The 25,675-nt window shown below is 61.5% G+C and carries 24 protein-coding genes; 10 read left to right on the top strand and 14 right to left on the bottom strand.

The features are described from left to right. From G9X67_RS09175 to ureG, 8 genes are all read left to right on the top strand, one after another. Positions 1 to 408 (top strand): lysozyme inhibitor LprI family protein, encoded by a 408-nt coding sequence (locus G9X67_RS09175; RefSeq protein ID WP_171598532.1) that lies wholly within the window; start codon positions 1 to 3, stop codon positions 406 to 408. Positions 409 to 424: 16 nt separating this feature from the next. Continuing rightward, positions 425 to 1,048, top strand: coding sequence for a Urease operon accessory protein (locus tag G9X67_RS09170; RefSeq protein ID WP_171598590.1), 624 nt, complete (start codon positions 425 to 427; stop codon positions 1,046 to 1,048). Between the two features lie 3 nt (positions 1,049 to 1,051). Further along, complete coding sequence (ureC, locus tag G9X67_RS09165; RefSeq protein ID WP_020051336.1) at positions 1,052 to 2,764, top strand: urease subunit alpha; 1,713 nt, start codon at positions 1,052 to 1,054, stop codon at positions 2,762 to 2,764. Positions 2,765 to 2,795: 31 nt separating this feature from the next. Next, on the top strand, positions 2,796 to 3,467 hold the full coding sequence (locus G9X67_RS09160) for a TIGR02117 family protein (RefSeq protein ID WP_171598531.1): 672 nt from the start codon (positions 2,796 to 2,798) through the stop codon (positions 3,465 to 3,467). 331 nt (positions 3,468 to 3,798) lie between these two features. Then, positions 3,799 to 4,662 (top strand): GGDEF domain-containing protein, encoded by an 864-nt coding sequence (locus G9X67_RS09155; protein WP_171598530.1) that lies wholly within the window; start codon positions 3,799 to 3,801, stop codon positions 4,660 to 4,662. A gap of 148 nt (positions 4,663 to 4,810) precedes the next feature. Next, positions 4,811 to 5,407, top strand: a complete 597-nt coding sequence (gene ureE, locus G9X67_RS09150; RefSeq protein ID WP_171598529.1) for an urease accessory protein UreE — start codon at positions 4,811 to 4,813, stop codon at positions 5,405 to 5,407. A 6-nt stretch (positions 5,408 to 5,413) separates the two neighbouring features. Further along, positions 5,414 to 6,085, top strand: a complete 672-nt coding sequence (locus G9X67_RS09145; RefSeq protein WP_171598528.1) for an urease accessory protein UreF — start codon at positions 5,414 to 5,416, stop codon at positions 6,083 to 6,085. A 190-nt stretch (positions 6,086 to 6,275) separates the two neighbouring features. Further along, positions 6,276 to 6,887 carry an urease accessory protein UreG gene (ureG, locus tag G9X67_RS09140; protein ID WP_003542294.1) on the top strand — a complete coding sequence of 204 codons (612 nt, stop codon included), beginning with the start codon at positions 6,276 to 6,278 and terminating at the stop codon, positions 6,885 to 6,887. A 19-nt stretch (positions 6,888 to 6,906) separates the two neighbouring features. Here ureG and G9X67_RS09135 read toward each other — a convergent pair whose 3' ends face one another. The 7 genes from G9X67_RS09135 to G9X67_RS09105 all read right to left on the bottom strand — a co-directional run bounded on the left by G9X67_RS09135 (position 6,907) and on the right by G9X67_RS09105 (position 16,892). Next, on the bottom strand, positions 6,907 to 7,590 hold the full coding sequence (locus tag G9X67_RS09135; protein WP_171598527.1) for a Crp/Fnr family transcriptional regulator: 684 nt from the start codon (positions 7,588 to 7,590) through the stop codon (positions 6,907 to 6,909). A 166-nt stretch (positions 7,591 to 7,756) separates the two neighbouring features. Next, positions 7,757 to 11,083: an efflux RND transporter permease subunit gene (locus G9X67_RS09130; RefSeq protein WP_171598526.1), complete on the bottom strand. Its 3,327-nt coding sequence runs from the start codon at positions 11,081 to 11,083 to the stop codon at positions 7,757 to 7,759. A 12-nt stretch (positions 11,084 to 11,095) separates the two neighbouring features. After that, positions 11,096 to 12,286, bottom strand: a complete 1,191-nt coding sequence (locus G9X67_RS09125) for an efflux RND transporter periplasmic adaptor subunit (protein ID WP_138386803.1) — start codon at positions 12,284 to 12,286, stop codon at positions 11,096 to 11,098. A gap of 504 nt (positions 12,287 to 12,790) precedes the next feature. After that, complete coding sequence (locus tag G9X67_RS09120) at positions 12,791 to 13,762, bottom strand: ABC transporter substrate-binding protein (protein WP_003542286.1); 972 nt, start codon at positions 13,760 to 13,762, stop codon at positions 12,791 to 12,793. Between the two features lie 58 nt (positions 13,763 to 13,820). Continuing rightward, entirely contained in the window at positions 13,821 to 14,948 is a 1,128-nt protein-coding gene (locus G9X67_RS09115) for an ABC transporter permease (RefSeq protein WP_138330218.1), read from the bottom strand. Then, positions 14,945 to 15,874, bottom strand: coding sequence for an ABC transporter permease (locus G9X67_RS09110; RefSeq protein WP_138386804.1), 930 nt, complete (start codon positions 15,872 to 15,874; stop codon positions 14,945 to 14,947). The genes G9X67_RS09115 and G9X67_RS09110 overlap by 4 nt, the downstream gene beginning before the upstream one ends. 241 nt (positions 15,875 to 16,115) lie before the next feature. Further along, positions 16,116 to 16,892, bottom strand: a complete 777-nt coding sequence (locus tag G9X67_RS09105) for an ABC transporter ATP-binding protein (RefSeq protein WP_168331013.1) — start codon at positions 16,890 to 16,892, stop codon at positions 16,116 to 16,118. A gap of 94 nt (positions 16,893 to 16,986) precedes the next feature. On the opposite strand from G9X67_RS09105, the gene G9X67_RS09100 reads away from it, so the two are divergent. Then, entirely contained in the window at positions 16,987 to 17,400 is a 414-nt protein-coding gene (locus G9X67_RS09100) for a cupin domain-containing protein (protein WP_003542280.1), read from the top strand. A 58-nt stretch (positions 17,401 to 17,458) separates the two neighbouring features. On the opposite strand, the gene hydA is transcribed toward G9X67_RS09100, so the two are convergent. Genes hydA through G9X67_RS09080 form a run of 4 tightly spaced genes read right to left on the bottom strand, consistent with a single transcriptional unit; the run spans position 17,459 to position 20,804 of the window. Further along, positions 17,459 to 18,913: a dihydropyrimidinase gene (gene hydA, locus G9X67_RS09095; RefSeq protein WP_138330221.1), complete on the bottom strand. Its 1,455-nt coding sequence runs from the start codon at positions 18,911 to 18,913 to the stop codon at positions 17,459 to 17,461. Between the two features lie 10 nt (positions 18,914 to 18,923). Then, complete coding sequence (locus G9X67_RS09090) at positions 18,924 to 19,268, bottom strand: barstar family protein (protein ID WP_138330222.1); 345 nt, start codon at positions 19,266 to 19,268, stop codon at positions 18,924 to 18,926. Beyond that, entirely contained in the window at positions 19,265 to 20,518 is a 1,254-nt protein-coding gene (locus G9X67_RS09085; RefSeq protein ID WP_138330223.1) for a Zn-dependent hydrolase, read from the bottom strand. The genes G9X67_RS09090 and G9X67_RS09085 overlap by 4 nt, the downstream gene beginning before the upstream one ends. A 28-nt stretch (positions 20,519 to 20,546) precedes the next feature. Beyond that, entirely contained in the window at positions 20,547 to 20,804 is a 258-nt protein-coding gene (locus G9X67_RS09080; RefSeq protein WP_138330224.1) for a hypothetical protein, read from the bottom strand. Positions 20,805 to 20,820: 16 nt separating this feature from the next. Here G9X67_RS09080 and G9X67_RS09075 point away from each other — a divergent pair, with 16 nt between their 5' ends. Next, positions 20,821 to 21,471: a TetR family transcriptional regulator C-terminal domain-containing protein gene (locus tag G9X67_RS09075; protein WP_029872411.1), complete on the top strand. Its 651-nt coding sequence runs from the start codon at positions 20,821 to 20,823 to the stop codon at positions 21,469 to 21,471. 4 nt (positions 21,472 to 21,475) lie between these two features. Here G9X67_RS09075 and G9X67_RS09070 read toward each other — a convergent pair whose 3' ends face one another. The 3 genes from G9X67_RS09070 to G9X67_RS09060 form a co-directional block, all read right to left on the bottom strand. Next, entirely contained in the window at positions 21,476 to 24,043 is a 2,568-nt protein-coding gene (locus G9X67_RS09070) for an HWE histidine kinase domain-containing protein (protein WP_138330225.1), read from the bottom strand. Then, on the bottom strand, positions 24,040 to 24,576 hold the full coding sequence (locus G9X67_RS09065) for a biliverdin-producing heme oxygenase (protein ID WP_138330671.1): 537 nt from the start codon (positions 24,574 to 24,576) through the stop codon (positions 24,040 to 24,042). The genes G9X67_RS09070 and G9X67_RS09065 overlap by 4 nt, the downstream gene beginning before the upstream one ends. Positions 24,577 to 24,714: 138 nt before the next feature. After that, on the bottom strand, positions 24,715 to 25,614 hold the full coding sequence (locus G9X67_RS09060; RefSeq protein WP_138330226.1) for a LysR family transcriptional regulator: 900 nt from the start codon (positions 25,612 to 25,614) through the stop codon (positions 24,715 to 24,717). Between the last annotated feature and the right edge of the window lie 61 nt (positions 25,615 to 25,675).

The raw sequence follows: 25,675 nt of genomic DNA, 5'->3' as shown, positions 1-25,675 counted from the left end.
ATGCGCTTGAATATCTGCCTCGTCGGGGCGGCGATGCTGCTGACGGCAGGTGCTGTCTCTGCTGAGGATATCGATTGCAACAGTCCCAAGACGCAATCGGACATGACTGCCTGCGAGTCGGGGCGCCATGAGGCCGCCGACAAGGCGTTGAATGCGCAATATAAGAAGACCCGCGCCGCCCTGGCGGCGATCGACAAGGACCTGGATGGCGACAGGAAGGGCGCAGAGCAGGCGCTGGTCAAGGCGCAGCGCGCCTGGATCGATTATCGCGACGCCGAATGCGACGCCTTCGGCTTTCAGGCCCGCGGCGGCACGATGGAGCCGATGCTGGTCGCCGGGTGTCTCGCCAACATTACGGACAAACGCACGAAAGAGCTGAGAGAGCTCGAAGATACGATGAGCAACTAGGGTGATCAGGAAAATCATGATCGTCGGCAATGGCGACATTGAGCAGGGCGGGGCTGGCATCATCGATGCCGCCGATTTCGTCATCCGCTTCAATGATTGCCGCTCCTATGGCGCCGGCGGTAGCCGCACGGATGCCGTCGCGGTCTGCAATACCGGCAGGCCGGCAAAGGCGATGCTCGGTTCGCGTGAGTGGCGCGCCCATCCGGGCGTGGTGTCGGCTAGCGAAATCTGGAGTGTGCGCGACCCGGAAAAATTCGCTGCGATGCGGGCGCCGCTTGCCGTCTCGCATCCGGAACTCGACGATTTCTGTGACAACTATACGGGCGAGTTCAGTGTCTTCTGCGCCGATACCGGCAAGAAGCACGTCGTCATCGGCAAGGCGGTTCACGAGTCCGTGGATGCCTCGCTTTCGGCGTTTTCTCCGTCGCCCTATGTCGTGCCGAGCAGCGGTATGATCGTCATTGCCGAGGTGCTGAACACATACGCCGAGGCCGAGGTGACGCTTGCCGGCTTCGGCCACGTCGGCTGGGAATTGCACCCATTTGCGGCCGAACGACAGCTTGTCGATAGCCATATTGCCGCTGGCCGCCTCGCGCGGCTCGGCGGAGAAACACTCGTCTCTTCCTCCCAAGGAGCCTGATAGATGCCCTACAAGATCTCGCGCGCCGCCTATGCCGGCATGTTCGGACCGACCACCGGCGACAAGGTGCGCCTTGCCGATACGGAGCTCTTCATCGAGATCGAGAAGGATTTCACCACCTATGGCGAGGAGGTGAAGTTCGGCGGCGGCAAGGTGATCCGCGACGGCATGGGCCAGAGCCAGGTAACGCGGGCGGATGGTGCGGTCGATACCGTCATCACCAATGCGGTGATCGTTGATCATTCGGGCATCTACAAGGCCGATATCGGGCTCAAGGACGGGCGTATCGTCGCGATCGGCAAGGCCGGTAATCCCGACATGCAGCCGGGTGTAAACATCATCGTCGGTCCCGGCACGGAGGCGATCGCCGCCGAAGGCAAGATCGTCACCGCTGGAGGCATGGACAGCCATATCCATTTCATCGCGCCGCAGCAGATCGAGGAAGCGCTGATGAGCGGCATGACCTGCATGCTCGGCGGTGGCACGGGACCGGCGCACGGCACGCTCGCCACCACTTGCACGCCCGGTCCCTGGCACCTCGCGCGGATGATCGAAGCGGCCGACGCCTTTCCGATGAATCTTGCCTTTGCCGGCAAGGGCAATGCCTCGCTGCCGGGGGCGCTGACCGAAATGGTGCTGGCCGGCGCCACCTCGCTGAAGCTGCACGAGGATTGGGGCACGACACCAGGCGCCATCGACTGCTGCCTGTCGGTTGCCGATGAATACGACGTGCAGGTGATGATCCACACCGATACGCTGAACGAAAGCGGCTTCGTCGAGGATACGATCGGCGCCATCAAGGGCCGCACCATCCATGCCTTCCACACGGAAGGGGCGGGCGGCGGGCATGCGCCTGATATCATCAAGATCTGCGGCCAGCCGAATGTCATTCCGTCGTCGACCAATCCGACGCGTCCCTATACGGTCAACACGATCGCCGAGCATCTCGACATGCTGATGGTCTGCCACCATCTGTCGCCGTCGATCCCCGAAGATATCGCCTTTGCCGAAAGCCGGATCCGCAAGGAGACTATCGCCGCCGAAGACATCCTGCACGATATCGGCGCCTTCTCGATCATCTCGTCCGACAGCCAGGCCATGGGCCGCGTCGGCGAGGTGGCGATCCGCACCTGGCAGACGGCCGACAAGATGAAGCGCCAGCGCGGCCGACTGAAGGAGGAAAAAGGCGACAACGACAATTTCCGTGTCCGCCGCTATATCGCCAAATATACGATCAACCCGGCAATCGCCCATGGTCTCAGCCGTGAGATCGGCTCGGTCGAAGTCGGCAAGCGCGCCGACCTCGTGCTGTGGAACCCGGCCTTCTTCGGCGTGAAGCCCGATATGGTGCTGCTCGGAGGCTCGATCGCCGCCGCCCCGATGGGCGATCCGAACGCCTCGATCCCGACGCCGCAGCCGGTGCACTACCGGCCGATGTTTGCCTCCTATGGCAAGAGCCTCACCAATTCCTCCGTTACCTTCGTCAGCCAGGCCGCCCTCGACGGCGGCCTGAAGGGTCGGCTCGGTGTCGCCAAGGAACTGGTCGCGGTGAAGAATACGCGCGGCGGCATCTCCAAGGCATCGATGATCCACAACGACCTGACACCCGAGATCGAGGTCGATCCGGAGACCTATGAGGTCAGGGCGAACGGCGAATTGCTGACATGCGAGCCGGCGACGGTGCTGCCGATGGCGCAGCGCTATTTTCTGTTCTAGGCCTACGTCCGATGCGTGATGGACGGTTGCGATGAGGACAGGCATCCGCTGGTTGTTGCGGATCGTATTCCTGCTCGTGCTTTCGGCGGCCTGCGGGACCCTTATTCCCCGGCCGCTGATTGCGCCGGTCAAGGCGTCGTCTGCCGCAGTGACGCATCGGATCCTGCTGCTGTCAGGCCCGATCCATACCGATATTGCCATTCCGCTCGACGCGGAAACGCGGGCTGCCTTTTCCTTCCTTGACGATACCGGTTTTCCGCTCGGCCATCCGAATGCGGAGTGGCTCATTATCGGCTGGGGCGGTCGTGCCTTCTATCTGGAAACTCCCACTTGGGCGGAACTGAAGCCGCTGCCGGTGTTGCGCGCGCTGACGATCGACCGTTCAGTGCTGCATGTGGACCTTGCCGGTCATATCACCGAGCCGCAGCCGACTGTTGCGGCATTCAATGTCAGTGACGATCAATTAGCGCAGCTGCGCAATTTTATCTCGGACAGCTTCGTGCGCGACGCGGGCGCGGTGGTGCCGATTCCGGATGCCGGTTACGGCGAGATCGACCGTTTCTTCGAGGCCAGGGGATACTTCAACGCTCTCTTCGGCTGCAACACCTGGAGCGCCGCCGCCCTGCGCTCGGCTGGGCTTCGAACCGGCTTATGGAGCCCGATTCCACAAGCATTGCGATTGTCAGTTTCTGTCTACAATTGAAGCAGCCGTAGAGCCAGTCCGCTCTTAAAGCGAATTGTGAATAGCGCTCTCCATATGGTTGTAAAAATCGATGGAAAAGCCGATGTTTTTCCCAGCTAAACCATTCTGGAACAGCTGCCCCACGCGGATCAATAAATCTCTTTTATATCAGTAATTTAAGTGTCTCTCTGCGCTGTTCGATTCAGAGATTGGAAAACTGCATCCCCTGCTAGAAAAGTTCTATCCACCGATTCGTCCGACACCGTTCGAATCTTAACGAGTCGATTAAGACACCCGCAGCAATTGGACTCTTATCAATGCCTGGAAACGCCGAGCAGGAAGGTTGATTCTGATGAGAAACTGGATTTCGCTGCAGGCCGATTTTAGCGATCTTCAATACCGCAAGAACGTCTATGTCTTCGCCCTGAAGATGGCTTTTCTCGCCGTTATTCTCTCGGGAGTCATTATCGCATTGACGATGCCGTCGCTCGATCTTCTCGGGCTCCTGCCGGTGACGCTCGCCCATGCAATCGGCTTCGGCGCAATCTTTTCCTGGCTGATCGGCGGTACGGTTTCCGGCATGCTGTCGCTGTTTGCCGGCTTTGCCATGCGCGATCTCGCGCTCTCGCGGGCGGAATTCGAAAAGCTCAGCCGCACGGATACGCTTTCCGGACTGCTCAACCGGCGCGCCTTTACCGAGGCGCTTGAGAATACCGATGGCAACGCGTCGCTGGTGATTTTTGACGTCGACCGTTTCAAGACGATCAATGACCGCTTCGGCCATGGGTGTGGCGATGCCGTTATCATTGCCGTTTCGGCCATGCTCACATCCGCCTTCGATGAGATGTCCGTCGTCGCACGGCTGGGTGGGGAGGAGTTCGGCGTCATCGTCTCCGGGGAGCCGCTGGAGGCGCGGATGGAGCGCATCGAAAGCGTCAGAGCCCGGATCGCCGGCGGCGCCATCAGGGCCGAGGGGCACGATATCCGCATCACCGTTTCCGGCGGCGTTGCCGATCTCGTCGCCGGGCGCAACAAGCAGGCGGTCTATGCCTCCGCCGACCGGGCGCTCTATCTCGCCAAGGCGCTCGGGCGCAATCGCGTCGTACACGAACGGGAAGGTCTGCATCACGCTTGGCACGGGCTCGTCGATAACGGCGTCGATGGCGAGAACAAAGGACCGGAGAGCGACAATGTGATGCAGGCTTACGGAATATAAAAGCCAGGTCTGGAGCATGATGCCGAAAAGTGTTTGCGGTTTTCGGACGACATCATGCTCTATTTTTTGATTTAGACGAAAGGCCATTGGTGCTTGCATCGGGAAGAGCTATTTTGCATGGTCGTCCTCTCAGAAAAACGGACATGTCATGCAGCGCGTCACCTCCTATCTTCCCGCCGGAACCCCTTCCTCCCACCCAATCGCCCAGGTCAAGCTGCCGCATGATCTGCGCCATCTGCGCCGCAAGCTGCTGCATCTGGAAAATGGCGAGATGGTCATGCTCGATCTCAAGGATCCGGTGCTTTTCGCCAATGGCGACCTGCTGGTGCGCGACGACGGCGAACTGATCGAGATCCTCGCCGCCGACGAGAAGCTCTTCGAGGTTCGCGGACGCGACCGCACGCATCTGGTAGAGCTCGCCTGGCATCTCGGCAACCGGCATCTTGCCGCACAGATCGAGGAAGACCGAATCGTCATCCTCCGCGACCATGTCATCCGCACCATGCTGCAGGGCCTCGGCGCCGTCGTCCTCGAGATCGACGAGCCGTTCCAGCCGGCGCGCGGCGCCTATCATTCCCAAGGTGGGCATTCGCATGGGCATGATCACGATCACAATCATGACCACGGGCATGACCACGGGCATGATCATAATCACGGCCATGACCATGATCACGAACATGGCTACGAGCATGAGCATGAGCACCGCCACGATCGCGGTCATGATCATGACCACAAGCACGACTGAGCCTTGATGAACAGGGATCGTGAGCTGCAGGCATTGCTGCGCCTGACGGCATGGCTCTCCCCGGCCTTTCCGATCGGCGGCTTTGCCTATTCGGGCGGGCTGGAGCGGGCGGTTGCCGACGGGCTCGTTACGGATGCGGCCTCGCTTGCGGCCTGGATCGGCACACTAGTCGGCAATGGTTCGGCCTGGAACGATGCGGTGCTTCTGGCCGAAAGCCACAGGCAACAGGCAGAACCCGCACGCCTTGCCGAGATCGCTGCACTCGCCGAGGCGCTGGCCGGATCACGCGAGCGGCATCAGGAAACGATGTTGCTCGGCGAGGCTTTTCTCGCAGCGGCGCGGGCCTGGCCGGACGGGGTGTTCGAGCGGCTACCCGACAAGGTCGCTTATCCCATTGCGGTCGGGGCGGTAACGGGCGCCCATGGCATAGAGCCCGAGAAGGCACTCGCCGCGTTCCTGCATGCCTATGTCTCACAAGCGGTTTCATCAGGCATCCGCCTCGGTGTCACCGGGCAGAGGGATGGCGTTACCGTGCTTGCCGGTCTCGAAGACCATATCACGGAGGTCGCCCGGCGGGCGGCAGCCTCGACGCTTGACGATCTGGGTTCGGCGACGGTGCAGGCCGATATTGCCAGCCTGCGCCACGAGACGCAGGCGACGCGGCTGTTCCGTTCGTGATCGTCCGAAATTATCGCTGCGGTCAGAGCAATTCCAGCAAAAGTGCGCAGCGGTTTTGCGTCCGGAATTGCGTGAAAACCAAGAGATAGAGCGCTTCCGTGATTCGAAGAAAAACAGGCGCTCTAAGTCATTTGACGGTGGCGCGGGCGGGCGGCTTCGTTATCATCGGGGTTCGATTGGAGTAAGGCATATGAAATCAAGAAACGGACCTTTGCGTGTCGGCATCGGCGGGCCGGTCGGCTCGGGCAAGACGGCGCTGACCGAAAAGCTCTGCAAGGCGATGCGCGACGACTATTCCGTCGCCGTTGTCACCAACGATATCTACACGACAGAGGATGCCGAGGCGCTGGTGCGGATGCAGGCATTGACTTCGGACCGCATCGTCGGCGTCGAGACGGGCGGCTGCCCGCATACCGCCATCCGCGAGGATGCTACGATCAATTTGCAGGCGATTGCTGGCCTCAACCAGCGGATCCCTGATCTCGACGTCGTCTTCATCGAATCCGGTGGCGACAATCTGGCGGCGACCTTTTCGCCTGATCTTGCCGATATCACCATCTATGTCATCTCGGTTTGCCAGGGCGAGGAAATCCCGCGCAAGGGAGGCCCCGGCATCACCCGATCGGACCTGCTTGTCATCAACAAGAAGGATCTGGCGCCCTATGTCGGCGCTGATCTCGAGGTGATGGACCGGGATGCGACGCGCATGCGTGCTAGCCGCCCCTTCGTCTTCTCCGACATGAAGCGCGGCGACGGCGTCAGTTCGATCGTCAGCTTCCTCAGGGAGCAGGGCGGGCTCTAAAGCGGGATGATTTTGGCGGTCAGACCTGCCGCAGCAGGTTGACGTCGCTGATGGCGATCGCCCGGCCGCGCACCGTGACACCTTTCGTCTTCAGCGTCGAGAAGGCGCGCGAAAGCGCCTCCGGCGCGAGACCGAGCTTCCGGGCGAGCAGATTTTTCGGAAAGGGCAGCCGCAGCGAAACGGTCGCGCCGTTCTCAACGCAATGGGTCAGCAGATAGTGCGCCACGCGCTGCGGCGCCGTCTGCATGCGGTCGCTTGCCAGGCATTCCATCGTGGAGATCAGATGCAGTGACAGGCTGCGCATGATCGCCTTGCCGATCCGCGGCCGTTCCTCGAGCAACAGACGAACCTTGGGAATGTGGAAGCATGCCAGCACGGCATGATCCATCGCCTGCGCGCCGGTGCGATAGGTTTCGTCGGCGTGGATCAGGCATTCGGCGAAGCTGTCACCGGGCTCGCAGATGCGGATATCGGCGTGCCTGCCGTCGCCGTTGTGGCGATAGAGCCTGACATAACCGCTGAGCACGCAATAGAAATAGGCCGCCTTGTCGCCCTCCTCGAAGAGAACGTCGTGCGGGTCGCAGAGGAGAATGGTGGCGCAGGCGCGCAGGACTTCAGCCTCGTCGTGGTCGAGCCCGGCCATGAAGTCAGCCTTGGCGAGGACAGCGGCCTCATGGCCGTTGAATGTCAGCGTTCTGTTCATCTCCCGGTCTCCTGATATGGCCGGTCTTTCAATTCCTTATGGCTGCCGGGCAAAATACGGGAAGGAGACGATGGCGGAATTGATTTCGGTCAACGCTAAGAAATGAACAGCAAAAACGAAACGGGCCGGGAGATCGCTCCCGGCCCGTTCATTTCCTGGGTTTTGCTTATTCCGCCGCGAAGGGCGGCAGCCGCAGCACGTTGGTGTCGTTGCTCTTGGCGTTCTTGCGTTTGCTTTCCGGCTTTTCGATTGCGGTCAGGCGCTCCTCCAGCGAATCGATCTCGCTGCGGTTCTCCCGGGTGACACGGGTGAGATCCTCGCGCGACAGCGGCAGTTCCTCGTTGTCCTTCCTGCCGACCAGGCGACCGAAAGCCCAACCAAGCAGGCGGGACAGATCGTCCATGATCAGGAAGAAGGAGGGCACGACGACGAGCGAGAGCACAGTCGAGACGATGATGCCGCCGATCACCGCGATCGCCATCGGCGCGCGGAACGAGCCGCCTTCGCCGACACCGAGCGCGGAAGGCAGCATGCCCGCCGACATGGCGATCGAGGTCATGATGATCGGCCGGGCGCGTTTGCGGCCGGCTTCGACCATGGCCTCGACGCGAGGCATGCCTTGATGACGCATCTCGATTGCGAAATCGACGAGCAGGATGGCGTTCTTGGTGACGACACCCATCAGCATCAGGATGCCGATCATGACAGGCATCGACAGCGGATTGCTGGTGAGGATCAGGCCGGCTGCGACGCCGCCAATGGCGAGCGGCAGTGAGAACAGGATGGTGAAGGGCTGGATCACGTCCTTGAAGAGCAGGATCAGCACCGTCAGCACCAGCAGCAGGCCCATCAACATGGCGTTGACGAAACTCTGCTGCATCTCGCTCTGCACCTTGGTGTCGCCGCTTTCGGCAAGGTGCACCGTGGCCGGGATATTGGCGTCATTGACGATCTGACGGAAGCGGGCCGAAGCCGTGTCGAGTGCTACGCCCTGCGGCAGGTCGGAACCGATCGAGACGACGCGGTAGCGGTTGTTGCGCTTGATCGAGCTTACCCCTTCCGAATAGTCGATATTGGCGACGCTCGCGAGCGGAACGGTGCCGCCGCTGGCGGTCTGGATCTTCAATGTCCGGATGGCCGCGAGATCGCGACGCATGTCGAGTGCGGCCTGAACGCGGATCGGGATCTGGCGATCGTCGAGCGAGATCTTGGCAAGGGCGGCATCGACATCGCCGATGGTGGCGACGCGGATCGTCTCGGAGATCTGCTGCGGCGTAATGCCGAGGCGGGCGGCTTCATCCATGCGCGGGTGAACCTGCAGTTCCGGGCGGGGAAGGGAGCCGTCGGCGCTGACATTGGCAAGCAACGGATCGGCGCGCAGCTTGGATTCCAGAATGCCGACGGCGTCGTTCAGGTCCTTGTCGCTCTTGGAAAGGAAGTTGAAGGAGAGGTCGCGTTCGCCGCGGTCATTGAGCTTCAGGATCCGGACGTCGGGAATATCGCGCAGCTTGGCGAAGACTTCCTTTTCGATATCCCACTGCGGGCGTTCTCGGCCGTGGACCTCCACCTTCGGCAGTTTCGGGCCAATGACGGGGATACGGCCGATCACGTCGTTGACCATCTTCTTGACCAGCGATTGGTCGAGCTTATCGAGTGCCAGCGTGATGGTCGCACGGCGCAGTTCGAGATCGCCCTTCGGCGATGCGCCACCGAGGACGAAGACGCTATCGACGCCGTTGATGTCCTTGACCCTGTCATAGATCGCATCCGTCGTCTTCTCGGTGTCGTCAAGGCGTGCATTGGGCGGCAGCTCGACGGAAAGAACGATGCGTGAGGCATCTTCCGGCGGCAGGAAGCTGCCGGGAACCTGCATCAGCAACAAAACGGAGCCGACCAGAAAAGCGAACGCGACAATCAGCGTCGCATAACGCGTGTACCAGCGTCCAGTCGTGCCACGTATGAGACGGGTGTAGCCGCGCATCAGCAGGCCGTCATTGTCGTGATGGTCTTCCATGGCGTCTTCGGCGCGCATCAGATAGGCGGCCATCATCGGGGTGATCAGGCGCGCCACCATCAGCGAGAAGAAGACAGAGAAGGCGACGGTCAGACCGAACTGGATGAAGTACTGGCCCGGAATGCCCGGCATGAAGGAAACGGGCACGAAAACGGCGATGATGGTGAAGGTGGTGGCGATGACGGCAAGGCCGATTTCATCAGCCGCCTCGATCGCCGCTCGATAGGGCGTCTTGCCCATCTTGATGTGGCGGGCGATGTTTTCGATTTCGACGATCGCATCGTCGACAAGGATACCGGTGGCGAGCGTCAGAGCGAGGAAGCTGACGAGGTTCAGTGAGAAACCCATCATGTCCATGATCCAGAAGGTCGGGATCGCGGACAAGGGTAGGGCGATTGCCGAAATCAGCGTCGCGCGCCAGTTCCTCAGGAACAGGAAGACGACGATGACGGCGAGCAGCGCGCCTTCGAGGAGCGTATGGATGGCGGCTTCGTAGTTGCCGTAGGTGAAATAGACCGAATCGTCGATCAGTTCGATCTTCACATTCGGATTTTCGGTCCGCACCTTGTCGAGGTTCTGCGCCACGGTTTCGGCGACGCTGACCTCGCTGGCGCCCTTGGAGCGGAAAACGCCGAAGGTAACGACTGGCGTATCGTTGAAGCGCGAGAAGGATTTCGGCTCCTCATAGGTGTCCTTGATGACGCCGAGATCGGATAGTTTGACGAAGCGGCCGTTCGGCAGGCCGATCGTCGTGTTGGCGAGGTCGGCGACGTTGCGGGCGTCGCCGAGAACACGGATCGCCTGTTCGCTTCCCGCCACTTGGCCGCGGCCTGAGCCGAGGTCGATGTTGGTGCCGCGCAGCTGCTGGTTCACGCTCGCGGCGGTGATGCCGTAGGCATTGAGCTTGTCAGGGGTAAGTTCGATGCGCACTTCGCGCTCGGCGCCGCCGTAACGGTCGACACGGCCGATGCCGGCCTGGCCCTGCAGCGAACGCTTGATCGTATCGTCGACGAACCACGAAAGTTCTTCCAGCGACATGGCAGGCGAGGAAACGGCGAAGGTCTGGATCGCCTGTCCCTCGACATCGACCTTGGAGACGATTGGTGCTTCGGCCGTAGTCGGCAGATCGCTGCGGATGCGGTCGATTGCATCCTTGGTGTCCTGCACGGCCTGTTCGGTCGGCACTTCCATCCGGAACATGACGACGGTCTGCGAGCTGCCGTCGGTCACCGTCGACTGGATTTCGTCGATGCCGGTGATGGAGGCCACCGCGTCTTCGATCTCCTTCGTCACCTGCATTTCGAGCTCGGCCGGCGAAGCGCCGCTCTGCGTCACGTTGATCGAAACGAGCGGCACGTCGATGTTCGGAAAGCGCGTGATCGGCAGCGCGTTGAAGGACTGCATGCCGATGAACACCAGCAGGCAGAAGGCCAGCAGTGGTGCAATGGGATTTCGGATGGACCAGGCTGAAAAATTCATCGGATGGTCTCTTTAGTTGGAAGCCGGGGGCTGTTCACGCACCGGCGTGATGTGGTCGCCGTCGCGGACGTAAGCGCCCGCCTTGGCCACGACCTCGTCGCCGGTCTTCAATCCATCGATGACCTCGACATAGGCGCCGTCCTGAATGCCGGTCTCTATCTTGGCGAATTTCACCACGCCGTCCTCGACCTTGCGGGCGGAGGAGCCTTCGTTGCCGGTGAGGACTGCGGTCAAGGGAAGCGCTACGCCTTCAGTCTCGCGCACGATGATCTCGGCGCTGCCATACATGCCTGAACGCGCCTTGCTGTCATCATCGATGGAGATATGGACGAGGCCAAGGCGTGTGACCGGATCGACGGTCGGCGAAACCAGGCGTACGGCGCCGGAAAGCTTCTCACGGCTGCCGGAAAGCGAAATCGTCGCCTTTTGGCCGGCCATGATCCTGACGACATCGCTTTCGGCGACCTCAGCGACAAGCTCGATATCACCGTCGCGGATGATGGTGAACAGCGGATCGCCGTTGCCGGCGGCAATGGCGCCGACCTTGGCGTTCTTCGCCGAGACCGTGCCGGCGACTGGCGTCTTCACGTCGGTGCGCGCCAGCTTCAAATCCGCATCGGCGATCTGGCTGTCGAAGACCTTGAGATCGGCTTCGGAGACCTCGATCGCCTGTTCGGCGGAGACGACGCGGGCATTGGCTGCGGCGGCGGTCGCATCGGCCTGTTCGACCTGGGCGGTGGAAACCGTGCCCTTCTTGACCATTTCCTGAGCGCGGGCCTGCTGCTGCCTTGCCTGTTCGGCATTGGCCTGCGCCTCGATGAGCTGGGCGCGCAGCTGGGCGAGGCTTGCCTCGCCCTTGGCCTTTGTCGCCATCATCTGGCTCTTTTCCAGGACCACTGCGTCATCGTTGAGCGTCGCCAACGTGCTTTCGGCCTGAACCTTGTCGCCGATATCGGCTTTCAGCGTGCGGATCGAGAGGCCTTCGACCTGCGGCTGGATATAGACTTCTTCGACGGGCTTGACCGTTCCGGTGCCGATGACACGGTCGACGAGGGTGCGGTTCACCGCCGTGGTGACGACGATCGCCGGCAGGTTCTGCTGCGGTTTTGTGACCGGCGCTTCCTGCGAAAATGCGGTGGATGCAGCAAGTGCCGCTGCAAAAAGAGTAGAGGCGCCTAGAATTCCAGTCGGCTTGCGTGCCATGCGTCTTCGTCCAATCTTATGATAAGGTTGGCCGAACTCGAGCGTCTGCCACTCAGCGCGCGATCAGGCCACTGCCCTTCCTGCATTCTCAGAGGTATCCGCCGATCCTTTGCCGTCTTCATCCCTCGCCGGCAAATTCGGCTTGTAGGTGGTATCGATTTGCTCGATCTACAAGTCCGGCAGAAAACAATTCCCCATTAGGCGATAATAGTTACCATTCCGACGTCAATCAATCACCGCAAGGTTATGTCAACATTACGAAGATTGATCGCGCTCATCCCTAAGACGTTTGACGCCCGATAAATGCGACAGTTGCAAGGCATTTTTTTCGGTTGCTGGATGCAGATGATTTAGGCCGACTGACTGGAAATCTGAATCAGCATCTAAATCAAATAGATAGAGAATTTCGTCCGAATACCGCGGACAGTTTTTGGCATCATGCTCTAGAAAAAGACGAAACGCGCGGAAATCTCCCGCGCGTTTCGCTTCGCAATCCTGCCGAAACTACTTGGAAGCGGCGTCGGTGATGTCGTGCGTCCAGGCGCCCGACGGCTCCTTGCTGATGATCTTCTGGTCGAGCAGTGCCTTTGCCGTGCGAGCATAGAGCGCCTCGTCCAGCTTGCCGGAGCTGTCGCCGACCAGCTTGGCGACTTCGCCCATCATGCGCTTCTGATGGTTGTCGTCCTGGCCACCATTGTCCATGACGATCTCGGCGGCTTCGTCGGGATTCTCGGTGGCATATTTCCAGCCCTTCATCGAAGCGCGGACGAACTTGACCATCTTCTCCTTGAAGGCCGGGTCTTTCAGCTTGTCTTCCATCGCATAGAGGCCGTCTTCGAGAAGGTCGTTGCCCATTTCAGTGTAGTTGAAGACCGTCAGTTCTTCCGGCTTGAAGCCGGCATCGATCGCCTGCCAGTATTCGTTATAGGTCATGACGGAGATGCAGTCGGCCTGTTTCTGGACGAGCGGCTGCACGTCGAAGCTCTGCTTCAGCACGGTGACGCCGTTCGGACCGCCTTCTGTGGATAGGCCGAGCTTGTTCATCCAGGCGAAGAAGGGATACTCGTTGCCGAAGAACCAGACGCCGAGCGTGTGGCCCTTGAAGTCGGCTTCGGTCTTGATCGGACCGTCCTTGCGGCAGACCATTTCCAAGCCCGCCTTCTGGTAGGGCTGGGCGATGTTGACGAGCGGAACGCCCTTTTCGCGGGCAACCAGGGCGCCACCCATCCAGTCGACGATGACATCGGCGCCGCCGCCGGCGATCACCTGCTCGGGGGCGATATCGGGGCCGCCCGGCTTGATCTCGACGTCGAGGCCTTCTTCCTTATAGAAGCCCTTGTCCTTGGCGACGTAATAACCGCCGAACTGGCTCTGCGTGACCCATTTCAGCTGCAGCACCACCTTGTCGGCGGCCATCGCATGGGCCGATGCAAGCGACATCGCGCTCGCCATCATTGCAACCATCAACTTTCTCATTTTCTTATCCTTACCCTCTGAAGTTATGCCCGGACCCGTTTCTGGAGCCCGCGCGCGCCTAGCCACCACGGATAGACGGATGCCAGAACGTCACCGCCCGTTCGGTCAGGGCGATGATGCCATAGAAGATCGAGCCGGCCAGCGCCGCGACGGCGATTTCCGCCCAGACCATGTCGACATTCATGCGGCCGATCTCGGTGGAGATACGGAAGCCCATGCCGACGATCGGTGTCCCGAAGAATTCCGCAACGATGGCACCAATCAGCGCCAGCGTCGAGTTGATCTTCAGTGCATTGAAAATGAAGGGCATTGCCGCGGGAAGCCTGAGTTTCAGCAGCGTCTGCCAATAGCCGGAGGCATAGGTGCGCATCAGGTCGCGCTCCATGCTGCCGGAGGCGGCAAGGCCGGCGACGGTATTCACCAGCATCGGGAAGAAGGTCATGATGATGACGACGGCGGCCTTCGACGGCCAGTCGAAGCCGAACCACATGACCATGACAGGGGCGACGCCGATGATTGGCAGGGCCGAAACCATGTTGCCGATCGGCAGAAGGCCGCGGCGCAGGAAGGCGATGCGGTCGGCGAGCACCGCGACGACGAAGCCACTGAGGCAGCCGACGGTATAACCGATCAGCACCGCCTTGAAGATCGTCTGCCTGACGTCCGCGCCGAGGATGGGCAGCGACGCCATGAACCGCGCGCCGATGGCGCTCGGCGGCGGCAGCAGGATGAAGGGGACGCCAGCGCCGCGCGTGACCGCTTCCCAGAGAATGAGGATCCAGGCGCCGAAGATCGCCGGGATCAGGAGCTGGAGTACCGACTTGCCGAAAGTCGTGACGGGCTGCAGTTTCGACAGTTCGCTGACGCATCGCCAGGCAAGCAGCCAGCAGGCAAAGAGCAGCAGGAAGAAAGCCCGCGTCGCCGTGCCCTCGTTGCCGGAAAGAGCCGAAAGCAGCATCCAGGCGGCGCCATGCGCGCCGATAAACAGCACGGTGGCCCGATAGGCCGGCGGCTGCGGTGCGAATGACAGCAGGGCAGCCGCGATGACGATGGTGAAAATGAGGCTTGCCGTGCCGTCGGTGAGGGCGCGCGCCGCGCCCTCGGCCAGGAGCGGCAGGGCCGTCAGCGCCCCGACGCAGAGGAGGAGGGCGACCACACCTTGCCAGGAGAAGGTCAGATGTCTCATGCCGGCCTCCCGCCCATGGCGCGATCGACGATCTTCGCCGCAACGCCGACGATCGCAACCAGGATGCCCGCCAGCAGCGATCCGGCGACGAGGGCGGCCCAGATATCGATAGTCTGGCTGTAATAGGAGCCGGCGAGTAGCTTCGAGCCGATGCCGGCGACAGCACCCGTCGGCAGCTCGCCGACGATGGCGCCGACAAGGCTGGCTGCGATCGCGACCTTCATCGAGGTGAAGAGGAAAGGGATCGAGGCTGGAACGCGTAGCTTCCAGAACGTCTGCATCGAGCTGGCATAATAGGTGCGCATCAGGTCGAGATGCATGATTTCGGGCGAACGCAGCCCCTTCACCATGCCGACGGCGACCGGAAAGAAGGAGAGGTAGGTGGAGATCAGCGCCTTGGAGACGAGGCGGGAGGCGTCGGAATCGAGGTTCAACAGATGCGCAACGGCATTGTCGCCGGTCAGTACGTTGTAGGAGATGATGACGATCATCGGCGCGATGGCGAGGATCGGTATGGTCTGGCTCGCCACCAGCCAGGGCATCAGCGAGCGGTCCATGGCGCGGTTGTGGACGATCAGCACGGCGAGGAGGATGCCGAGCAGCATACCGAAGCCGAAGCCGAGCAGGGTGGAGGAGAGCGTTACCCAGCTGTGATAGACGAGGCTGCGATTGCTCGAAAGGCTGCGCAGAAAGGTGTTCTCGTAGACGTTCTGCGCCACCTGATGCGGCGCCGGCAGGATAGGCTTCGGCTGCGCCAGCGTCTTGCCGATGAATTCGAGGGTCGTAGGTGTGGCGCCCGCGCGGCCGTCCATGTCGCGCTGGAACGGCGCGTTCATCAGGATGGCGGCGACATACCAGATGACGACGAGGGCGAGCAGGATTGTGGTGACGGGGACGATCTTGTCCTTGAATGTGTCGGGTTTCACAGCGACTGCCCCCATTTGTTGGCGTCGAACGCGCAGCCACCCCCCTCTGCCCTGCCGGGCATCTCCCCCACAAGGGGGGAGATCGGCAGGAGGATAGCGCGTCGGTCCCCGTTGGCTCTATAGCGAACGGAACGGCGATCCTTGTTTGGGGAAGCCGGTGCAGCATATCGATCTCCCCCCTTGTGGGGGAGATGCCCGGCAGGGCAGAGGGGGGTGGCCCCAGGGTACACGCGCCCGCTCCTCATGCGTGCCCCGTCCTCAGCCCTTCGCGGACGCGATGGGCGATCTCCAGGAACTCGGGAGTTTCGCGGATGTCGAGCGGGCGTTCGGCCGGCAGGGTCGAGTCGATCACATCGGTCACGCGGCCCGGGCGCGGAGACATCACTACGATCTTGGTCGAGAGGTAGACTGCCTCGGGGATGGAATGGGTGACGAAGCAGATCGTCTTGTTGGTGCGGGTCCAGAGTTTCAGCAGCTCTTCGTTCAGATGGTCGCGGACGATCTCGTCCAGGGCGCCGAAGGGCTCGTCCATCAGCAGCAGGTCGGCGTCGAAGGCGAGCGCACGGGCGATCGAGGCGCGCTGCTGCATGCCGCCGGAAAGCTGCCAGGGGAATTTCTTCTCGAAGCCCGAAAGACTGACCAGATCGAGCGCTTCGGCGATGCGCCGCGTCCGGTCGGCGCCGGAATAGCCCATGATCTCCAGCGGCAGGGCGATGTTGTTTTCGATGGTGCGCCAGGGATAGAGCGCCGGCGCCTGGAAGACATAACCGTAGGCGCGGGCCTTGCGCGCCTCTTCCGGCGTCATGCCGTTGATCGAGATCTCGCCCGAGGTGCTCTTCTCGAGATCGGCGATGACACGCAGGAAAGTGGTCTTGCCGCAGCCCGAGGGGCCGATGAAAGAGACGAAATCGCCCTTGCGGACATCGAGATTGACATTGCTCAGTGCACGCACCGGGCCGTCATTTGCCTGGTAGGTGAGACAGAGATCCTTGGCGGATACGACGGAGGGTGTTTGCATCAATGCGACCAGTCTTGTTTTCGCCGCGGGAACGCGGTTTGCGTGCTATCATTACCGCCGGTTTTATCGACGACACACTCCATGGAGGATGAGGATGGACGTGACATCAAAGCCCACCTGCCACATCGTTCGCCCCAATCATGCCTATGACGGCAAGCAGGGGCTCAGCTATTTCCAGGGGGTCGCGGCCGAGACGGTCGGCGCCAAGGGCATCTGCATGCACCTCCTGACGATCCCGCCGGGCGTACGCGCCAAGGCGCATCTGCACGAGGCGCACGAGACGGCGATCTACATGCTCTCCGGCGAGGCCCATACCTGGTACGGAGATCGGCTGGAGCATCACGTCATCGTCCATGCCGGCGAACTTTTCTATATCCCGGCCGGTGTGCCGCACCTGCCGGCGAACCTCAGCAGCACGCCGTGCACGGCGATCATCGCCCGCACCGATCCGAACGAGCAGGAAAGCGTCGTGCTTCTGCCGGAGTTGGACGCTTTGGTGCCGGCGTGAGGTCATTGGCATAGAGGCAGCGGTCTCCGGTTGATGGCCGTATCGTCATGCGCCATCGTCATACGCCGCTTGCCGGAATGCCGCTCCGCGTCACCTTGCGCGGCGCGGTGATATCCTTCCACTGGGAAAGCGCCTTGCTGACAGCCGTGACCGGCTCGCGCCTGACGAATTCGCCGTGACCCTCGCGGGTCTTGATCGCACCTTCCTCAATCGCGACGACGCCGCGCGTCAGCGTATAGCGCGGCAGGCCGGTCACTTCCTTGCCTTCGAAGACGTTGTAGTCGATCGCCGACTGCTGGGCCTTGGACGAAATGGTCTTGGAACGTTTCGGGTCCCAGACGACGATATCGGCATCGGCGTCGACAAGGATTGCGCCCTTCTTCGGATAGATGTTGAGGATCTTGGCGATGTTGGTCGAGGTGACGGCGACGAATTCGTTCATCGTCAGCCGGCCGGTGTTGACGCCGTGAGTCCAGAGCATCGGCATGCGGTCTTCAAGACCGCCGGTGCCGTTCGGGATCTTGGTGAAATCACCGACGCCGAAACGCTTCTGCGCCGTCGTGAAGGCGCAATGGTCGGTCGCGACCACCTGCAGCGAGCCGGAGGCGAGGCCGGCCCACAGCGAGTCTTGATGCTGCTTGTTGCGGAAAGGCGGCGACATGACGCGGCGGGCGGCGTGGTCCCAGTCGGGATTGGAATATTCGCTCTCGTCGAGCGTCAGGTGCTGGATCAGCGGTTCGCCGTAGACGCGCATGCCTTTCTGGCGGGCGCGGCGGATCGCTTCGTGCGCCTGTTCGCAGGAGGTGTGGACGATATAGACCGGGCAGCCGGCCATGTCGGCGATCATGATGGCGCGGTTGGTGGCTTCACCTTCCACTTCGGCGGGCCGCGAATAGGCATGCGCCTCGGGGCCGTTATTGCCCTCGGCGAGCAGCTTTGCCGACATCGAGGCGACGACGTCGCCGTTTTCGGCGTGCACCAGCGGCAGGGCGCCGAGTTCGGCGCAGCGCTGGAACGAGGCGAACATCTCGTCATCGTCCACCATCAGCGCGCCCTTATAGGCCATGAAGTGCTTGAAGGTGTTGATGCCCTTGTCGCGGACGATGGTCTCCATCTCCTTGAAGACCTGCTCGCTCCACCAGGTGACCGCCATGTGGAAGGAATAATCGCAATTGGCGCGGGTCGATTTGTTGTCCCACATGGTCAGCGCCTCGAGCAGCGACTGGCCAGGGGCGGGCAGGGCGAAATCGACCACCATCGTCGTGCCGCCGGAAAGGGCGGCGCGTGTGCCGCTCTCGAAATCGTCGGAAGAATAGGTGCCCATGAAAGGCATTTCGAGATGGGTGTGCGGATCGATGCCGCCCGGCATGACATAACAGCCGGTCGCATCCAGCGTCTCGTCGCCCGAGAGGTTCGGACCAATCTCGATGATCTTGCCGCCGTCGATTTTCACGTCAGCCTTATAGGTCAGGTCGGCGGTGACGATAGTGCCGTTCTTGATGACTGTGGTCATTATCATATCCTCAATCGTAAAACGCTAAAGCCAGGACTGCGCCGCGTCCCTTTTCAGTGCGGCGCCAATTCACGAACGCTGCGCATTCCATCAGGTCGACCCACTGTTGCGGCGCTGCATCCTTGAAATGCAGATAATTGTTGATCCGGACGGTCAGAGCTTTTCCCGGCTCGACGGTCAGTTTCGACATCCCTGCATCGGGGTCGTCGAGACAGCTCATACAGTCGATCCAGGCATCCATGTTGCGACCGTAAAGGTCAGGAAAGCCGAACGTCTCGGCGAAGCCGTCATGAAATTTATCATGCCCGACCAGTCGAGTGCCATCCATGACGACCACCGCTTCGGTCGCGCTCACACCACAATCTCCGCCGTCTCGACCACCGCATGAAACAGCACATCGGCGCCCGCCATCGCCCATTCCTTGGAGATTTCTTCCGCCTCATTGTGCGAGAGCCCACCGACGCAGGGGCACATGACCATCGTTGCAGGTGCGACCTTGGCGGCCCAGCAGGCGTCGTGGCCGGCGCCGGAGATGATGTTCATGTGGCTGTAGCCGAGCCGCTCGGCGGCGTCGCGCACCGACGTGACCAGTTTCGGATCGAAGGTAATCGGCTCGAAATGGCCGATCGCCTCGATGGAACAGCCGACACCGAGTGCATCGGTGATCTCAGGTGCTTTCGCTTCGATCTTTGCCCGCATGTGGTCGAGCTTCTCCTTGTCGGGCGAGCGGATGTCGACGGTGAATACCACCTTGCCGGGCAGCACATTGCGGGAGTTTGGCGAGAAGAACACCTGGCCGACGCCGCCGACGGCGCCTGGCTGTTCGCCCATCGCCACGCCCTGGACCATCTCCAGGATGCGGGCCATGGCGAGGCCGGCATTGACGCGCAGGTTCATCGGCGTCGATCCGGTGTGGGCTTCCTTGCCGGTCAGCGTGAATTCCAGCCACCAGAGGCCCTGGCAATGGGTGACAACGCCGATCTGCTTTTCCTCAGCTTCGAGGATCGGTCCCTGCTCGATGTGATATTCGAAATAGGCGTGCATCTTGCGGGCGCCAACCTCTTCGTCGCCGACCCAGCCGATGCGCTTCAGTTCGTCGCCGAACAGATTGCCCTCGGGGTCTCTGCGATTATAGGCAAAATCCAGACTGTGCACGCCGGCGAAGACGCCTGACGCCAGCATGGCAGGGGCAAAACGCGCGCCTTCCTCGTTGGTCCAGTTGGTAACGACGATCGGATGTTTGGTCTTGATGCCGAGATCGTTCATCGTGCGCACGACTTCGAGAGCTGCAAGCACGCCGAGCACACCGTCATATTTGCCGCCGGTCGGCTGGGTGTCGAGATGCGAGCCGACATAGACGGGCAGAGCATCGGGATCGGTGCCGGGGCGGGTGGCGAACATCGTGCCCATACGGTCGACACCCATGGTCAAACCGGCATCGTCACACCATTTTTTGAAAAGGCTGCGGCCCTGCGCATCGGCATCCGTCAGCGTCTGGCGATTGTTGCCGCCCGCGATGCCGGGGCCGATCTTCGCCATGTCCATGAGGCTGTCCCAGAGACGGTCGCCATTGACGCGCATGTTCTCGCCTGGTGCTGCCACCATTTTGTATGCCCTCACCTGTTTGCGGCAGTCATGCAAAGGGCATGCCCGCCTGTTCCCGTGGTCCTTTCCTGCGCTCCCTTATTGGTTTTGTCGAGCGCCGGAAAATCGTCAGTTGCCTTTGTTTTGCATCTGGCGGATAATTTGACCGATTGGTAAACATTACAACTTCCACCGCCGGGCTCAAGACGAAAATCACGAAAATTGCCGATAAAAATACGGGCAGTTGCTCAAGAAGGCGGCGGGGGATCGCTTCCAGAAAAACTTGAGCGAAGAAGTTGAATTTCAAGGGGAAATAACAGCCTGTGACCATACCGAGAGCAGCGAAAACCCTGAGGCGGACGCGAATCCAGGAAGAGAAGGAAGAGCAGATCCTGGAAGCGGCGCTCGATGTATTTTCGGCAAGCGGCTTTCGCGGCTCGACCATCGACCAGATTGCCGAAGTGGCCGGCATGTCGAAACCCAACCTGCTCTATTATTTCCGCACCAAGGAAGCGATGCACCGGGCGCTGATCGACCGGGTGCTCTACACTTGGCTGGAGCCGCTGCGGGCCTTTAACGCCGAAGGCAATCCGGAGGCGGAAATCCGCAGCTACATCCGCCGCAAGCTGGAGATGGCCCGCGATTTTCCGCGCGAGAGCCGGCTTTTCGCCAACGAGGTGCTGCAGGGCGCGCCGCATATCGAGGACGAGCTGAAGGGACCGCTGAAGGAACTGGTCGACGAGAAGGCGGAGGTCATCCGCGCCTGGGCGAAATCAGGCAAGATCGTCAAATGCGATCCCTATCACCTGATCTTCTCCATCTGGTCGACGACGCAACATTACGCGGACTTCGACGTCCAGGTGCGTGCCGTGCTGGGGCAGGAACATTCGGGCGAAGGGCGCTTCGAGGATGCGGCGCGGTTTCTGGAACAGCTCTTCATCGGCGGCCTGCGACCGGATCCCCTTGAGGCGTGAGGGTTTACTCTCTTCTTGGAAGCGGCACCCGGGCAAGAATATCCGTCATGCCTTCCATCGTATAAGGCTTCTGTAGCACGGGCGCGTCCGAGTGGCTGTTCGCCTGGGCGATGCCCTCCCCATAGCCTGTGGCAAAAACGAAGGGCACGCCGTCGGCTGCCAGCCGGTCGGCAATTCCGAAACTCGTCTCATCGCCAAGATTGACATCGAGAAGCGCCAGATCGAAGGACTGGCCCGCCAGAATTTCCATCGCCTCAGTGACACTTGGTGCCGTGGCCACGTCGGCGCCCAGGCGGCGCAGGATGTCCTCCCCATCCATGGCGATGATCAGATTGTTTTCCACCAGCAGCACGTTGAGGCCGGAGAGCGGTTGATCGTCGGCAATCGTCTTGCGTTCGGTCGCTCCGACCGGAGGCGGATTCGACCGTTCGCTCGTAGGGCCGACGACATGTCGCGCCGGAATGCAGAAATCGGCCTCGAGCCCATCCTTGACGTAGCGGACCTCGGCTTTGCCGCCGAGGTCATACGGGATAGAGCGGCGGATGATCGTCGAACCGAAGCCATGGCGTTTGGGTTCGACGACGGGTGGACCATCCTTTTCGCGCCAGCCAATGCGCAGATTGCCCTCGTCGTCGCGATGCCAGCCGAGTTGAACGGTGCCACTGCCGGTGCCGGAAAGGCTGCCATATTTGGCGCTGTTGGTCATCAGCTCATGGAAAACAAGGGCGGCGGTGGAAAAGGCCTGCGGTTCCAGCAGCACGTCCTCGCCGCTCATCTGGATGCGTTGCGCATTTTTCCCGAGATAGGCGGCTGTCTCTGCCAGCAGCAATTGCCGGAGCGAAGCGGGCGCCCAGTGATCGCGGGTGATCTGGTCATGGGCGCGGGCGAGCGACTGAATGCGGCCCTCGAGCTGGCGGATGTAGTCGCCAAAGCCGACCGACGTTGCCTGTGACTGCCGGATAATGCCGGTGATCAGGCTCAATATGTTGCGGACGCGGTGGTTCAGCTCGGCGATCAGCAGTTCCTGGCGCTCGTTGGCCGTCTGGCGGGCCATGCTGACCTCGTCGGTGAGACGCAATACCACTTCGATCAATGTGACACGGATCGTTTCGGCGACACGGCGCTCGGCTTCCGTGAAGGGCAGCGAGCGGCCGCGCACCAGTTCCGACCAGGCCTCGAAACTCTTGCGCGGCGTCAGCCGCGGGCCGTTCGGGCCGTACTCTACCGGCTTGTGCGGGTCGCCGCCCCAGCGGACGGTGCGCACCAATTCCTGACGGAAAAGCACGACATAATCGCGCGGCGAACGCGAGATCGGGATGGCGAGCATGCCTGCTACCGCATCGTCGACCTCAAGGTCCGGATAGGCTTCCGCGAGCCTGTCCACGGCATAGATGCGGCCGGCTGCGTTACGGTTGAGGTGGCGGACGAGGGCTGCGAAACTTCTCTCATCCGGCCCGATGCCGGCAAGTGCCAGGCGGCCGTTGATCCAGACGCCGATCCCGTCGGCAGGAATGGCGTCGGCGAGCGCGTCGATCAGCCAGGCCGGATCGTCGAGCAGGCTCGCATTGTCTGCGACGGAGGTGAGAAGCCGGTCGGCAATGCGGCGCGCCTTTGTCTCGTAGTCGAGAGCCAGTCGCCGTTCGCGGCTTTCAAGGCGCGACGCAAACATCTGGCCGAAGAGTTCGGCAGTGGAGCGGCTTTGGGCCGAAGGCAGACGCGGGCCGTAGTGATGGCAGGCAAACAGGCCCCAGAGCTTGCCGTCTACGACGATCGAAATGGAGAGCGAAGCGCCAACGCCCATGTTTTTCAGATATTCGATGTGGATCGGCGAGACCGAACGCAATACCGACATGGAGAGGTCGAGCGGCCGGCCGTGCTCGTCGAGCTGCGGCAGGATCGGGACCAGGACGGCGTCGACATCGGCAATGATGCGGAACAGGTTGCGCAGATAAAGCGCGCGCGCCTGTACCGGAATGTCGGAAGCCGGATAGTGCAGCCCGAGGAACGAGCCGATGCCGGCCCGGGCGGCTTCCGCCACGACTTCGCCGGAACCGCCTTCGTCGAAACGATAGACCATGACCCGATCGAAACCGGTGAGCGCCCGCGCTTGTCTTGCACCTTCACGGAAGAAGGCTTCCAATGTTTCCGTGTGGTCGAGGCGCGACATCATGCTGCGCATTGAGAGCGAGGCGGCGTCGTGCCTGTCTTCCTGGCAGCGCTCGCCTTCGATGATGACCTCACCGCCGTTCAGGTGCACGGCAAGGTCGAACCTGTTTTGATCGGACGTCAGGGCAATGCCGAAAATGCGCTCGACGACGTCGGAACCACGCAGCGTGGTAAGCTTGTTGCGGATTGTGTGGAGTGCTTCGGGTGTAATCACAGAGAGAACGGGACGGCCGATCGCGTTGGCCTCTGTCACTCCGAGAAACTCCGCTAGGTTTGCGGAGGCGCGCATGACAATCCAGTCTGAGGACACCGCCAACAGAAAGCCGAAGGGCTGGACCGAGCCGAGCTGGTGGATCGGCTCACGGTCGCAATTGGTAAGATCGACGGGTTCGTGCGTGCCGTTCATGGGACGGCTTCCAGTTCGGCTTGCCCGGCTTTGAGGAAGAGATCGAAAACATCGCGGGCTGCGGCGACAGCCGCATCGGGATCCTCCACCTTGGTCGCGTCAAGACGATCCATGAAGAGCCGCATGGCGCCCTTCGGGCCTTGCAGGCTCAGATAGCTGTTGGGCAAGTGGTCGGGCACGGCCTTGGCGAGCAGCAGGCCGCCGAGTTTGGAGCCTTCGAGGACATAGGCGGCACCCCAGATCGCTGCTTCGCTGAGCAATGCCAGTTGCGGAAGCAATACCGGCAATCGATCATCGAGTTCCCGGATGTCGGCAGCCAATAGATGCGCGCGCCTTCGGTCCGGCCAATCCGGCAGCAAACGGCCGATTCCTCCATTCTCTAGCGCATATTCGACTGATGGTACGACCCGGGCATGCGCGCGCAAGAAAGCCCTATAATCCTGGATGCGTGAGAGGTTAAAACTGCCGAAGAGGGTGTCGACCGCGGCGTGGCAATCTGCAGTTTGTGCGCGGAGGGCGCTGCGAAGTGACATGCTGACGTTTTTCCGAGTGATATGGCGGCCGCCCAAAAGAGACGACGAACTAGCGGATATACTGCGGCATCGGGTTATTTCCAGAGAAACGCCTAGGAATAACATGGGTTTCTCGTCGCTCGATGCGCGGCGAGCGCTTCAGCCCGTCATTGCCGGCAGTCCGGCGGCGAGCGTATCGATCGCGAGCCGCACCTTCGGCAGCATGACCGGAGAGCGCAGCCAAACGGCATGGGCGTCGAAGACATTGGCCGGTTCCTGCTTCAGCACCTGAATGAGCCGGCCTGCCAGCACCTCTTCGCGGACCAGCCAGCAGGGCAGCCAGGCAAGACCGCGCCCGGCGACGGCCGCATCGGAAATCGAAGCGAGATCGTCGAGCCGCAGTCGCGCCTTTGGCGGCATCCGCCGCCCGGGATCTGCTGCAGTCGGAAAGATCCAACCCTTGTCGTCATCGCCCCGCCTGTAGACGATGCCTTCATGCCGCGGAATATCGAAGACCGTCTGCGGCGCGCCATGTTTTTCCAGATAGGCGGGCGATGCGCAGACGGTCATCCGCTGGCGGGCGATCGCCCGGGCCATCAGATCCGGATTGTCCTTCAACGGCCCGTTGCGAATGACAAGATCGAACCCGTCCTCCAGCAGGTCGACGACACGGTCGTTGAAGGAAAGGTCGAGTTCGAGGTCCGGATGTTCATCGAGCAGGCGTGCCAGGATCGGCGCGATGCAGTGGCGGCCGAAAAGCACCGGCATCGAGATGCGCAATCGGCCGCGCACGTCACGCCGGCCGGATTCCAGCATGGCTTCCCCGAGGCGGATTTCCTCGACCGCCCGCAGGCAGCGCTCGTAGAAGAAGCGGCCTTCCTCGGTGAGGCTCTGCATGCGTGTCGTACGGTTGAAGAGGCGCACGCCGAGACGCTGTTCCAGACGTGCGATGGTCTTGCCGACCGCCGAACGCGTGAGATGGAGCCGCTCGGCGGCAGCCGAAAAGCCACCTGCCTCGACAGCTTCGACAAAGATCGAGATACCTTTCAGTTGCTCCATTTGTTTCCTCTTTGGAACCATTCTGGAGAATTAATATCGCAACTGGTGCGAAATATTCAAC

Source organism: Rhizobium sp. WYCCWR 11152, assembly GCF_013087615.1.
GTDB classification, from domain to species: domain Bacteria; phylum Pseudomonadota; class Alphaproteobacteria; order Rhizobiales; family Rhizobiaceae; genus Rhizobium; species Rhizobium indicum.
This window is presented reverse-complemented; position numbering and strand designations above follow the sequence as displayed.

Excerpts from the sequence above, each read along its gene's own strand:
- G9X67_RS09175 (WP_171598532.1), top strand. The coding sequence starts at position 1 with ATGCGCTTGAATATCTGCCTCGTCGGGGCGGCGATGCTGCTGACGGCA.
- G9X67_RS09170 (WP_171598590.1), top strand. The coding sequence starts at position 425 with ATGATCGTCGGCAATGGCGACATTGAGCAGGGCGGGGCTGGCATCATC.
- ureC (WP_020051336.1), top strand. The coding sequence starts at position 1,052 with ATGCCCTACAAGATCTCGCGCGCCGCCTATGCCGGCATGTTCGGACCG.
- G9X67_RS09160 (WP_171598531.1), top strand. The coding sequence starts at position 2,796 with ATGAGGACAGGCATCCGCTGGTTGTTGCGGATCGTATTCCTGCTCGTG.
- G9X67_RS09155 (WP_171598530.1), top strand. The coding sequence starts at position 3,799 with ATGAGAAACTGGATTTCGCTGCAGGCCGATTTTAGCGATCTTCAATAC.
- ureE (WP_171598529.1), top strand. The coding sequence starts at position 4,811 with ATGCAGCGCGTCACCTCCTATCTTCCCGCCGGAACCCCTTCCTCCCAC.
- G9X67_RS09145 (WP_171598528.1), top strand. The coding sequence starts at position 5,414 with ATGAACAGGGATCGTGAGCTGCAGGCATTGCTGCGCCTGACGGCATGG.
- ureG (WP_003542294.1), top strand. The coding sequence starts at position 6,276 with ATGAAATCAAGAAACGGACCTTTGCGTGTCGGCATCGGCGGGCCGGTC.
- G9X67_RS09135 (WP_171598527.1), bottom strand. The coding sequence starts at position 7,590 with ATGAACAGAACGCTGACATTCAACGGCCATGAGGCCGCTGTCCTCGCC.
- G9X67_RS09130 (WP_171598526.1), bottom strand. The coding sequence starts at position 11,083 with ATGAATTTTTCAGCCTGGTCCATCCGAAATCCCATTGCACCACTGCTG.
- G9X67_RS09125 (WP_138386803.1), bottom strand. The coding sequence starts at position 12,286 with ATGGCACGCAAGCCGACTGGAATTCTAGGCGCCTCTACTCTTTTTGCA.
- G9X67_RS09120 (WP_003542286.1), bottom strand. The coding sequence starts at position 13,762 with ATGAGAAAGTTGATGGTTGCAATGATGGCGAGCGCGATGTCGCTTGCA.
- G9X67_RS09115 (WP_138330218.1), bottom strand. The coding sequence starts at position 14,948 with ATGAGACATCTGACCTTCTCCTGGCAAGGTGTGGTCGCCCTCCTCCTC.
- G9X67_RS09105 (WP_168331013.1), bottom strand. The coding sequence starts at position 16,892 with ATGCAAACACCCTCCGTCGTATCCGCCAAGGATCTCTGTCTCACCTAC.
- G9X67_RS09100 (WP_003542280.1), top strand. The coding sequence starts at position 16,987 with ATGGACGTGACATCAAAGCCCACCTGCCACATCGTTCGCCCCAATCAT.
- hydA (WP_138330221.1), bottom strand. The coding sequence starts at position 18,913 with ATGACCACAGTCATCAAGAACGGCACTATCGTCACCGCCGACCTGACC.
- G9X67_RS09085 (WP_138330223.1), bottom strand. The coding sequence starts at position 20,518 with ATGGTGGCAGCACCAGGCGAGAACATGCGCGTCAATGGCGACCGTCTC.
- G9X67_RS09070 (WP_138330225.1), bottom strand. The coding sequence starts at position 24,043 with ATGAACGGCACGCACGAACCCGTCGATCTTACCAATTGCGACCGTGAG.
- G9X67_RS09065 (WP_138330671.1), bottom strand. The coding sequence starts at position 24,576 with ATGTCACTTCGCAGCGCCCTCCGCGCACAAACTGCAGATTGCCACGCC.
- G9X67_RS09060 (WP_138330226.1), bottom strand. The coding sequence starts at position 25,614 with ATGGAGCAACTGAAAGGTATCTCGATCTTTGTCGAAGCTGTCGAGGCA.